Here is an 11,582-nt window from a genome sequence, read left to right on the forward strand (position 1 = left end):
GCTAGAGCAAAAAGTCCCCCTTCGTGAGGTTCAGCGAGGCGTCGATCTTGATGGAGAAGTCGGCGGAGCCGTTGCCGTTGACGTCGCCATGGATGAAAGTATCGCCGCCTTTCTTCTCGTAGCGAAGCTCGCCCGCCGTCTTGTGGAACTTTTCCGTGCCGATGAACAAGAAGGCCTGGTTGCCGCCGGCCTTGGTGTTCGCGTCGATCGCCTTGAGGTCGACCTTGTCGCCCTGCTTGTGGGAGAAATCGTCGAGCGTGTCGCGGCCGGACCTGCCGACGGTCGACTCCTTGATCGACTTGAAGACGAACCGGTCGGCGCCGGAGCCGCCGTGGAGATCGTCCGCGCCGAGGCCGCCCTGGAGCTTGTCGCCGCCCTTGCCGCCTTGCAGGGTGTCGTGTCCGGCCCCGCCCTTCAGTGTGTTCTTCCCGGCGTTGCCGACGATCTTGTTGGAAAGGCCGTTGCCGGTGCCGTCGATCGACTTCGTGCCGGTGAGCGTCAGGTTCTCGACATTGCCGGACAGCGTGAAGCTGACCGAGGCCTTGACGAGGTCGGAGCCTTCCTTCGCCTTCTCGACGATCCTGTCGTTCTTGTTGTCGACGACATAGGCGTCGTTGCCCTTGCCGCCGAGAAGCCTGTCGGCGCCGCCCTTGCCGTCGATCTTGTCGTTGCCGCTGCCGCCCGCGAGCGTGTTGCGGGCGCCGTTGCCGACGAGCGCGTTGGAAAGGCCGTTGCCGATGCCGTTGATCGCCGTGGAGCCGGTGAGCGTCAGGTTCTCGACATTGCCGGACAGCGTGAAGCTGACCGAGGCCTTGACGAGGTCGGAGCCTTCCTTCGCCTTCTCGATGACCTTGTCGTTCGTGTTGTCGACGACATAGATGTCGTTGCCGGACCCGCCGGTAAGCGCATCGACGCCCGTCCCGCCGTCCAGCGTATCGTTGCCGGCCCTGCCGGAAAGGGTATCGGCGCCGCCCTGGCCCGCGAGCACATTGGCGACGTCGTCGCCGGCGATCACGTCGTCTCCCGCCCCGCCCGTGACCCTCTCGACCCGGTTCACCGTGTTCTCCGGCCCGAATGCCGCGCCGGCGAGAGTGAGGACCTGCAGCGTGCCGGCCGCGAGGTCGATCTTGATCTTCTGGTTCTGGTAGTTGAGGACGTAGGTGTCGATGCCGTCGCGGCCGTCGACATTGTCGGCGAACTGGCCGTCGCGAACGACGATGACATCGTTGCCCGCGCCGGCATCGATCGTGTCCGTCGAGAGGCCGCCCTCGATCTTGTCGTTGCCGCCGAGCGCGGTGATGGTGTTCTCGCCGGGGGTGCCGAAGATGATGTCGGCATCGTTGGTGGCGATGATATGCTCGAAGCCGATCATCTTCTCGCTGCCGAGGGCATTCGACGCCGTTCCGTTTGCGAGATCGAACGTCGCGCCCGCGACGCCGGAGCCGCTCCAGTCGATCGTGTCGATGCCGCTGCCGCCGTCATGGGCGTCGCTGTCGAGCGTCGAGGCGACGATCAGCTTGTCGTTGCCGGAGCCGCCGAAATATTTCTTGGTGACGCCGGCCTCGGTGATGGTGTCGTTGCCGTCGTGGCCGTACACCTCCCTGGCGTTGGCGGCAGCCGTGAAGACGTCGTTGCCGATCGTGCCGACCTGCTTCCTGTCCGGCAGATAGACGGGCGGGCTGTTGACGAAGTCGCGCGTGTCCATGATCTTGACGCGGACGTCGCCGCCGTCGTTCCAGGTGACGGAGAAGCGGCCGTCCGCGAAGGCGGCCATCTCGATCTCGGTGATCGATGCGCCGCCGGTGTCGTCCATGACGAACGGCCCGCCGATCGAGAACACGCTCTGGCCGGAGACGCCGAAGCGCGCGCCCATGAGCTGCCCGGTGGTGTCGTCGTCCCATGCGATGATGAAGCTGCCGTCGGCAAGGCCGACGACGGCCGGCTCGTTCTGCGCGTTGGCGCCGTTCGCCGCCGCGAACGGGCCGCCGCCGGTCAGCGCCACGCCCGCATTGCTGTAGACGCGGAAGCTGATGTCGCCGGCGCCGTCGGCGCGCTGGTAGGCGACGACGAAGTTGCCGCTGGCCAGGGCCGCGACCTGCGGGTCGGAGAGGCCGGCATCCAGGGCCGCGACCGTGGCGCTGGCGACGAAGGCGCCGGCCTGGTTGCGGACGTGAACGATCAGTTCGTCGGGCGTGCCGGCGGGGTTCTGGTTGACGAAGGCGACGGCGTAGTTGCCGTTGCTCAACGCCGCGACATCCGGCCTGCTTGCGTCCTCGCCGGTGCCGGTGTTGCCGGTCAGCAACTGGATTTCCGCACCGAACGCATTGGTCGACGGATTGTAGGTGCGGATGACGATATTGTCCGATCCGTCCGCGTTGATGGTGTGATAGGCGGCCAGCACCGACGTGGCGGAAGCCGAAGCGATGGTGGGGTCGATCGGGTTCGAGGTGCCCTGGTCGAAGAACAGCTCGGCGCTGAAACGCTGGGTGACGGCGAGGGTGGTGGGATTGAAGCTGTAGGTTTCGATGTTGAGATCGTCGAAGCTTCCGGTCTCGTCGTAGGCGAGGACGAAGCCGCCGTCGGCGAGCGCGGTGACGGTCGGATTGAACTCGCTGTCGCCGGTGTTGCGGGTGTTCAGGCGGATCTCGCCGGTGACGGCATTGCCGAGCACGTCGAAGACCCGGCCGATGATGTCGTTTCCGGCCGGCGAGCCGGGAACGGAGGAATTGTTGGAATCGGTCCAGACGACCAGGAAGTGGCCGCTGGCGAGTTGCGTGATGACGGGATCGAATTGCGATCCCACGTTGAGGTTGGCGATGAAATCATTGCGCCAGGTAGCCGGGATGCTGGGCATGGCGATCTCCGAACAGCAATAGACCGGCGCGCCCGATGCGCACCGCAAGACGTTCCGTTCTCGATTCTGCTATTAGGATATATCGGCTGAAGGCGCCGATTCATGTCGTCAAGGCGCGCGTCGGGCGCGTGCTTATTGTTTTGTGCGGACAGGCATCAGGGCTGAATGACACACAAAGATCGCCCACCTGCATCACAGATGAAAAGCTGACGGAGATTAGTGGCATATCTGCGTTACGTCAATTCGATATTTATGCGCGATGTCTCAATCACGAGGCCGGCCGGCCGGCATCGCGCCCCGCACTGGGCGCCGCGAGAAGGCAGGCCGCCACTTTTGTTCCTTTCGCCGATTTTAGGGCTTGCATCCAAGTGCCCGAGACTATAGGGCTTTCGGCGGTTCGGAGCGTAGCGCAGCCCGGTAGCGCACTTGACTGGGGGTCAAGGGGTCGTGGGTTCGAATCCCGCCGCTCCGACCATTTTTCCCTTGAGAAATCGGAACGTCCCCTTCCTTTGCCGAGACCCGTCTAACGCGGGGCTCCGGCAGGAAACGTGCGGACGAGTTCCGTCATCATCAGGGCGCCGTATCGGGCGTTCATGTGATGCGGCTCGTCGTCGTGATGCTCGCGCGAAGTCTGGGACAATTGCATGGATCCCTTTGAATAGGCGGGATCGGTGAATCCCTTTATGATCGTCTCTTCCGGCTGGTGGATGAACGTGAAAGGCAGTTCGGCCTGGAGCGCGTCTATCGATTGCCGCAGGAGATCCAGCATGATCGGGCGGAGAAGGGCGGCGTCTTTCCACAGCTGGTTGTCGGCAGCAACGGCGGATGTCGGCGTCGGCGTCGAGACGATGAACAGTGGTGCCGGAAGGACTTCGTGAATGAGCTTGCCGATCGACACGGCCATCGACCGTGCCAGCATTCCCGTGGCGACGGCTGAGGCTGCGGGCCGGGAAATGAGGTGGCGGGCCTTTACCTTTCCCTGCATGTCGACGGTGCGGTGATGGCGGAAGGCCTGCATGAGGGCCTTGATGCCGTTTCCGAAGATGAACGCGAAGGCATCGTAGCGTGTGATGTCAATGGTATCGCTGCCGCCGGATGTGAACTTCATGGCGTTCGTGACGGCCTTGTCGGTCGAGCGGAGAAGATTTCCCTTTCGCTGGAGCGTTGCCATTCCCCGTTGCGGAGAGGCGAAGAAATCGATTGAAATGTCCGGGAAATCGTCGGCCACCGTTTTCCACCCGAGCCTGAGGGCACCGGCGTGGGAGTTTCCGATAATGCATACCCTCATCCGAAAGCCTCCAGAAGCGCTTCCTCGCAGACGATCCTGTCGTGGTCCCCAGCCTTCCGCCGCGACGACACTTTCGCCTTCTGCGCGGGCCTGTGCTGCGAGAAGAACGTCTTCATCACGATATTGACGCCGCCGTTGTCCACTTCCCGCATGTTGCCCTTGTAGAAGAAGCCGCGGGAAGGATGCGAGGCGATGATCTCGTAGGACGGGAAATAGTCGACGTCGTCCAACTCGTGATAGAGTTGTCCAGCGACGGCGCGCAGCACCGATTTCGAGTAGCTCGTCGCCGACAGGACATGCTCGCCGCTCGCCGTGGCGGTCAGTGGGACCGGGGAAACCGTCACCAGGAATTTCACCGTCGGGTTGGCCGCCCTGACCAGTTTCCGAAACTCCAGGAAGTCTTGCAGTGTCTCGGCGAACGTCAGGTTCTTGAAGCGGAACACCTGCGGATCGAAACGCCCGGCGATAACGCCGGGGGCGGTCGGATAGACCGTTCCGCTTTCGATGTGCTCCCACGTTTCCGTCAGGCCGAACGTGAAGATGAACACGGTGGCCTGCTCCATCATCCGGGCGACGTGATGAAGATGGTTCAGACGATGCGCCATGACCTCCTCCGGGGAGGACAGACCCTCCGGCTCGACGCTCGGGCGCAGGGCGTCATAATAGCGTCCGTTCTTTTCCCAGACGATCTGCGACGGAGACCACTTGCCGAAGGCAGCCTTCGCCAGTTGCAGCAGTTGTCGGGTCGTATAGATGTTGCCGTAGCGGGCGGAATAGAGGTTGAAGCCGAAGGTCTTCGCCAGATCCTCCGGCATGTATTTCGGAGGCGGCTCCGCGTCGATGACCTGATATCCGGAAGAGCGCATGTGCCGGGCTATGTGCTGGGCAAAACAGCTTCCGGCGGTCGCGATCCTGTCGTCGCCGCCGATATCGAATTTCTTGCGATAGAGATCGACGGGCGCCAGCGGATGCTGCGCTTCGACGCCCCGCTTCCAGTAGGCGCGGTCGTCGAGGTTGGAATATGGGTTCATGATATGCGCCCTGACTTGCCTGTTGGGTGCTTCGCCGACGGGGCGGCTCCAAGAGAGCCAGGAGGCTCCTCGATCCGGCGAGCGGCCAATCCTTATCATCAGCCCCGCGACCGTCAAATAGCTTTCCGGTAGGAGAGGCCGAGGGGGGGAGCGGATATATTCCCGCCATGCCTTGGAACCGCCCGCCACCCGTTCGCGTTGTATTCGCGCCCGGCCATAGGAGTCGGGGCTTCGCAACGCATCGAAACGCATCAGGAGGCGGGAATGGAAGACGCAGGTATCGGCTGGATCGCGGCCATCATCATTGGCGGCATCGCGGGTTGGCTCGCGGAAATGTTCATGAAGAGCAACATGGGCGTGCTGATGAACATCGTGCTCGGCATCGTCGGCGCGGCGATCGCCAACATATTGCTCGGGGTGATCGGCGTGTCGCTGGGCGGCTGGATCGGCTATCTGATCGCCGGCTTCATCGGCGCCTGCATCCTGATCGCGATCGCGCGGGCGATACGGCGGTAGGAAACGCGATCGAATGATTTATGGGCCGCGCCTCCGGAAGGAGGGGCGGCCTTTTCCGTACCGGCCGTGTCAGGCGACGAGCGTGCGGTAGATCGCCTCGGTCTCGCCGATCATGCGGGCAAGCCCGTAGTCGCCGCTGCGCCCGCGCGCGGCGGCGGCGTGGAGGGCGAGCCGGTCGCGGTCGGCAAGCCGCAGCATGGCGTCGGCGAGGGCGCGGGGATCGTCGTCGTTTTCCACCAGCACGCCGTTCTCGCCGTCGCTCAGCACCGTCGAGGCGCCGCCGACATCGGTGAGGACCATCGGCTTGCCGGCCGCCGCCGCCTCCAGCATCACGTAGGACATCGCCTCGTAGCGGCTCGGCATCACCAGCACGTCGAACGCCGCCATGGCCTCGGGCCCGGTGAAGCGGTCGGTGAGCACGATCCGCGCCGCGTGCGCCGAGCCGGCGATCTGCCGGCGCACGGCCGCCTCCATCTCGCCGCTGCCGATCATCAGGAGCCGGGCCTCCGGCGCCCGCGCGGCGACGAGGTCGAAGGCCGCGAGCAGCCGCTCGGGCGCCTTCTGCGGGCAGAGGCGGCCGACGAAGCCGAAGACGAGGGCCCCGGGGGCGATGCCGAGCGCGGCGCGCACGGTGCCCTGCGGGTCCCCCGGCGGCGTCTCGGCGCCGTTGACGACGACGGCGAGCTTCCGGCGCGGAATGCCGAGGGCGCGGGCATGGGCATATTCGTCGGCCGACACGCAGATGAGCCGGTCGGTGAAGGCACGGGCGAGCAGGCTTTCGATGGCGCCGTAGACGAGCCGGCCGGCCCGGCCGAGCTCGGGGTCCATCGTGCGGAAGGCGTGCGGCGTGTAGACGCGCGGGACGTGGCGGCCGGGCAGGCGCAGGCGCGCGAGCGCGCCGGCCTTGGAGCTGTGGCCGTGGATCACGTCGAAGGGGCCGTGCGCGCGGATGACGGCGCGCAGCTCCCGCCAGGCGGAAAGGTCGGAGGGGCCGGGCGCGCGCGCCATGGCGACGGCGTGCACGCCGGCGAGGCCGAGCGCCCGGAGCTCCTCGACGAAGCGCGCCTCGGCCCGGACCGGCGAATAGACGGCATGCACCCGGTGGCCGCGCGCGGCGAGGCCGCGGCAGAGGTCGATGAAATGCCGGCCCGAGCCGCCGCCGCTCGGCTCCAGCACCTGCAGGATGCGGAGCGCCCGCATGGCCTTGTCGCGCATCATGTCCATGGCAGGATCAGTCCGCAGCATGAGGCCGGCCGTGGCGCCGTTCCAGCGCCATGCAGCCCCAGACGATGCCGAGCAGCAGATAGAAATGCCGCCAGTGGTCGGTGTCGATGACGAAGCCGATGGCGGTGTGGCCGAGCACCGTGATGAAGCCGATCATCAGGAAGGGCTGCCAGGGCCGGTTGCGCAGCAGGAGGCGGAAGCCGGCGCCGAGCGTCCAGGCGATCAGCGTCAGGTAGCAGGCGAAGCCCAGCCAGCCGTAGGTGGTCAGCGATTTCAGCCATATGTTGTGCTCGTCCTCGGGGAACATGCTGCTGAACACCATGGGGCCGATGCCGAGCGGCTTCTCCATGGCCATGAGGAAGCCGATGCGGTGGCGGTCGAAGCGGCCGAGATGGCCGCCGTCATATTCCTGCACGAGCTGGGTGCGGCTGGAGAAGAGGTCCGCCACCTTGTCGAACTGCAGCGCCACGGCGAGCGCCACGACCATCAGCCCCAGCGCCGAGAGGCTGAGGATCAGGATCTTCAGCCGGAAGGCGCCGGTGCGCTCCTTGAGCAGCATGACGAAGACGAGCGCGACGACGCAGAAGAGGTAGAGCGCCCAGGCCGCGCGCGAGAAGGAGAGGAAGACGCCGAGCGCCAGCACCAGGAAGCCTGCCGCCTTCAAGGGCGCGCCGAGGATGCGGCCGGAAAGCAGGCCGTGCAGCAGGTAGAGCGAGGGCGCGACGAGGAAGGGGCCGAAGACGTTCGGGTCCTGGAAGGCGCCCTTGGCGCGGTCGTAGAGCGTGAAGACCTCGGCGCCGGGAAAGGCGTGGAAATAGCCGAGGATGCCGAGGAGCGCGGTGATCAGCGCACCGGCGACCCAGGCGCGGAAGATGAGCTCCAGGCGGGCGGGCCGCGCCTCGACGATTGCCGCGAAGAAGACGCTGGAGAGCGCCAGGAACAGCGAGACGGCGATGTACATCGGCCCGTCGGCGAGGTCCGCCATCACCGTCAGCGACAGCATGCCGCCGACGTTGAAGAGGACGAGCAGCACGAGGAGCGGAGCGACCGCGCGCGAAATGCGCAGGCCGACGATCGCCCAGAGTCCGATGAGCCCCGCCATGAACAGCTCGTAGGGCGCCGGCTCGCTGATGACGAAGCCCGACAGGAAGACGCCGAAGGTGACGAGCATCGAGCCGATGACGCCGAGCGCCGCCAGATGCGGGCGGAAGGGCGGGGCCGGGGCGTTGCGCAATTGCGGCGGGACCGCGAAGCGGCCTTGCCCGAACTGACCAGGGGGGAGGACCGCGTCGCTCAATAGGCGTTTTCCGTGTTGAGGAGGCGGATCGGCGTCAGGAACAGGATCTTCAGGTCCAGCCAGAGCGACCAGTTCTCGATGTAGTAGAGGTCGAATTCGGTGCGGTAGCGGATCTTGTCGTCATGGTCGATCTCGCCGCGCCAGCCGTTGATCTGCGCCCAGCCGGTGACGCCGGGCTTGACGCGGTGGCGGGCGAAGTAGCCCTCGACCACGTCGACATACTTGCGGTCGTGCGACTGGGCCTGGATGGCGTGCGGGCGCGGGCCGACCAGCGAGAGCTGGCCGCGCAGCACGTTGAAGAGCTGCGGCAGCTCGTCGATGGAGGACTTGCGGATGAAGCGGCCGACGGGGGTCACGCGCGGGTCGCCCTTGGTGACCGCGGCCCTTGCCGTCGGGTCGGACAGGTGCGTGTACATCGAGCGGAACTTGTAGACGTCGATGATCTCGTTGTTGAAGCCGTGCCGCTTCTGCTTGAAGAGGATCGGGCCGGGCGAGGAGAGCTTGACGGCGATCGCCGCCCCGAGCATCACCGGCCACAGCAGGGCGAGCGCGATGAGGCTGAAGACGATGTCGAAGAGCCGCTTGGCCACCTTGTCCCAGTCGGCGATCGGCTTGTCGAAGACGTCGAGCATCGGCACGGCGCCGATCTGCGAATAGCTGCGCGGGCGGAAGCGCAGCCCCTTGGCGTGCGCCGCGATGCGGATGTCGACCGGCAGCACCCAGAGCTTCTTGAGCAGCGTCAGGATGCGCGCCTCGGCCGACAGCGGCAGCGCGATGATCAGCATGTCGATGCGCGCGAGCCGGGCGAACTCCACCAGCTCGGCGACGTTGCCGAGCTTCGGGTAGCCGGCGATGATCGAGGGCGAGCGGCGCTCGTCGCGGTCGTCGAAGATGCCGCAGATGCGGATGTCGTTCTCCGGCTGCTGCTCCAGCGTGCGGATGAGGTCGCGGGCGGGCTCGCCGCCGCCGACGATCACCGCGCGGCGCTCCATCGTGCCGTTGCGCGCCCAGCGGCGGATCGAGTAGGCGATAGTCTGGCGCTCGATGAAGAGATAGGCCGCGCCGCCGAGGAACCAGGAGAGGAACCAGATGCGCGAATATTCGTCGCCGCTCTTCACGAGGAAGAGGACGAGCGCCATCGCCGCGAAGGCGAGGCCCCATGCGGCGACGATGCGCGGCGTCATGCGCCAGGGCGAGCGCAGGGCGGGTACCTGGTAGGCGTCGGCGAACTGCAGGAGGACGACGCCGAGCGCCGCGCCGCCGACGAGGGCCGCGAGATAGACGAAGAGGGTCTCGACGTCCGGCCGCACGTAGAACATCAGCACGGCATAGCCGATGGTGAAGAGGGCGGCGAATTCGAGCAGGCGCAGGAGACCGATGATCATCGCCGGCGAATAGGTGTCGGCGCGGAACTGCAGCGCGATCTTGCGGGCGAGCGGGTTGAGGTCCGTCGTCTTGCCGCCGTCCTCCTCCTCCTGGCGATCGCCGGGCGCGATGGTCCGGATTTCCGATACCTTGCGCCGCAGAGCGTCGGGGTCGAAGGCGATCGGCTTGTCGATGTGGTTCATGGAGGCACTCCCGGGACTACCTCCCGGGCATAGCACGAAGCCACTAAGAAACGCTTACGCGGCGGGCGGCTTTCCCGGCGAGGATGTCGCGATAAAGGGCAAGCAGGCCGGCCGACATCGCGGAGGCGGAGAAGGTCTCCCGGAACGCGGCGGGCTCGGGCATGACCTTGGCGCGCCAGCCCGGATCGCTCGTCGCCTCGGCCATGATGCCCGCCAGCGCGGCGGCGTCGCCCGGCTCGGCGAGCGCGATGCTCTCGCGGCCGAGCACTTCCGGGATGCCGCCGACGCGGCTGGCGATCACCGGCTTGCGGGCGGCGAGCGCCTCCAGCACGATATAGGGCATCGCCTCGGCGCGCGAGGGGACGACGACGGTGCGGGCGAGCGCGAAGGCCTCCTGCGCGCGCATGGCCGGCAGGAGGCCGATGCGCCGGCCGAGGCCGAGGCGGACCATCGTGTCGAGGTATTTTTCGCGGTCCGGCCCGTCGCCGACCATCAGCGCGGAGAGCGGGCGGCCGATCAGCCGCTCGGTGCGCGCGAAGGCCTCGATGAAGACGTCCGGCCCCTTCAGGTCGCGCAGCATGCCGATATAGAGGAAGTCGGCGGCGTCGGGGCGGGCGTGCACGGTCTCGAAATCGCGGTCGTGGATGCCGTTGTAGATGCGCTGGAAGCGGCAGCGCGGGCGGCCGACCTTGCGGATGTAGCTGTCCTTCTCGAAGTCGCAGACGAAGACGAGGGCGTCCGTCATCGGCTCGAGCAGCCGTTCGGCGCCAAGGATCGCCGCGCCCGGGAGTGTGCGGCGATCGTAGTGCAGGCTGCCGCCGTGCGGCGAGTAGAGGCGGGCTACGCGATACCTGTTGACCCGCAGGGCTGTGCCGATGAGCCGGGCGATGGCGCCACCCTTGGCGCCGTGCCCGTGCAGGACATCCGGCCGCAATCCCTTGATTTCACGAAAGCTTCTCCAGAAGGCTCCTATGTCCGTCGGGCTGACCGCGCGGCTGATGGGCAGCCGGACGAGCCCGAGCGAGAGATGGGGGCGGATCTCGTCGAAGAGCGCGTCCTCGAAGGAGCCGCCCGTGAGGCTGTCGCAGATGATGCCGACGTCATGGCCTGCCTTCGCATGGAACTCGGCGAGGTCGCGCACATGGCGGAAGATCCCGCCGATGGGCGACCGGAAGCAATGGATGATGCGCAGGGGACCGTCTCCCATGACGGTCAGAACAGCCGTTCGCGGACATAGATCGTATCGCCGGCGAGCACCGGATCGGAGATGGAGACGCGGCCCGTGATGATCTTGCCGTTGATCTTGCGGGTGATGTCGACGTCGCCCTGGTTGGCGCGCGGCGAGAAGCCGCCGGCGACCGCGATGGCGTTCTGCACCGTCATGCCGGCGACGTAGCTGTACTGCCCGGCCTGGCCGACCTCGCCCATGATGTAGATGGAGCGGTAGCGGTCGACCTCGATCGAGACGTCGGGGTCGCGCAGGTAGCCCTGGCGCAGCTTCGCGGCGATGGCGCCTTCCAGCTCCTGGATCGTGCGGCCGCGCGCCGGCACGGCGCCGATCAGCGGGAAGGCGATGTAGCCGGCCTGGTCGACCGAGTAGCTGTTGCTGAGGCCGGTCTGCTCGAACACGGTGATGCGCAGCCGGTCGCCGCTGTCGAGCCGGTAGGGCTGGATCGTCGCGTCGTGGAAGGCCTTGGGTGCGGGGCGGTAGCCGCTGCAGCCCGAAACGGCCGGCGCGATCAGCGCCAGCGCGACGAGCATGCCCCTGTTGAACGTTGCGAAAGTCATGCGCTTTCCCATTCCG

General features: G+C 66.5%; 9 protein-coding genes and 1 tRNA gene. 2 read left to right on the plus strand and 8 right to left on the minus strand.

Annotated features, from left to right (window positions below):
* Position 1: 1 nt before the first annotated feature.
* Positions 2 to 2,854, minus strand: a complete 2,853-nt coding sequence (locus NNZ72_RS05675) for a calcium-binding protein (protein WP_257313888.1) — start codon at positions 2,852 to 2,854, stop codon at positions 2 to 4.
* A 398-nt stretch (positions 2,855 to 3,252) separates the two neighbouring features.
* On the opposite strand from NNZ72_RS05675, the gene NNZ72_RS05680 reads away from it, so the two are divergent.
* A tRNA-Pro gene (locus tag NNZ72_RS05680) sits at positions 3,253 to 3,329 on the plus strand.
* Between the two features lie 48 nt (positions 3,330 to 3,377).
* Here NNZ72_RS05680 and NNZ72_RS05685 read toward each other — a convergent pair.
* Positions 3,378 to 4,082 (minus strand): hypothetical protein, encoded by a 705-nt coding sequence (locus tag NNZ72_RS05685; RefSeq protein WP_257313889.1) that lies wholly within the window; start codon positions 4,080 to 4,082, stop codon positions 3,378 to 3,380.
* A gap of 56 nt (positions 4,083 to 4,138) precedes the next feature.
* On the minus strand, positions 4,139 to 5,290 hold the full coding sequence (locus NNZ72_RS05690; RefSeq protein WP_257313891.1) for a GSCFA domain-containing protein: 1,152 nt from the start codon (positions 5,288 to 5,290) through the stop codon (positions 4,139 to 4,141).
* Between the two features lie 147 nt (positions 5,291 to 5,437).
* On the opposite strand from NNZ72_RS05690, the gene NNZ72_RS05695 reads away from it, so the two are divergent.
* On the plus strand, positions 5,438 to 5,689 hold the full coding sequence (locus NNZ72_RS05695; protein WP_257313893.1) for a GlsB/YeaQ/YmgE family stress response membrane protein: 252 nt from the start codon (positions 5,438 to 5,440) through the stop codon (positions 5,687 to 5,689).
* Positions 5,690 to 5,758: 69 nt separating this feature from the next.
* On the opposite strand, the gene NNZ72_RS05700 is transcribed toward NNZ72_RS05695, so the two are convergent.
* Genes NNZ72_RS05700 through NNZ72_RS05720 form a run of 5 tightly spaced genes read right to left on the minus strand, consistent with a single transcriptional unit; the run spans position 5,759 to position 11,566 of the window.
* A complete protein-coding gene (locus NNZ72_RS05700; RefSeq protein ID WP_257313896.1) occupies positions 5,759 to 6,913 on the minus strand; it encodes a glycosyltransferase family 4 protein in 1,155 nt (384 codons plus the stop codon).
* 7 nt (positions 6,914 to 6,920) lie between these two features.
* Positions 6,921 to 8,147 (minus strand): O-antigen ligase family protein, encoded by a 1,227-nt coding sequence (locus NNZ72_RS05705; RefSeq protein WP_257314221.1) that lies wholly within the window; start codon positions 8,145 to 8,147, stop codon positions 6,921 to 6,923.
* 59 nt (positions 8,148 to 8,206) lie between these two features.
* Complete coding sequence (locus NNZ72_RS05710) at positions 8,207 to 9,778, minus strand: undecaprenyl-phosphate glucose phosphotransferase (protein WP_257313898.1); 1,572 nt, start codon at positions 9,776 to 9,778, stop codon at positions 8,207 to 8,209.
* A 43-nt stretch (positions 9,779 to 9,821) separates the two neighbouring features.
* Entirely contained in the window at positions 9,822 to 10,985 is a 1,164-nt protein-coding gene (locus tag NNZ72_RS05715; RefSeq protein WP_257313900.1) for a glycosyltransferase family 4 protein, read from the minus strand.
* A 5-nt stretch (positions 10,986 to 10,990) separates the two neighbouring features.
* Positions 10,991 to 11,566, minus strand: a complete 576-nt coding sequence (locus NNZ72_RS05720) for a polysaccharide biosynthesis/export family protein (protein ID WP_257313903.1) — start codon at positions 11,564 to 11,566, stop codon at positions 10,991 to 10,993.
* Between the last annotated feature and the right edge of the window lie 16 nt (positions 11,567 to 11,582).

Origin of the sequence: Shinella pollutisoli, assembly GCF_024609765.1 — a bacterium.
In the GTDB taxonomy this organism is placed as follows: Bacteria; Pseudomonadota; Alphaproteobacteria; order Rhizobiales; family Rhizobiaceae; genus Shinella; species Shinella pollutisoli.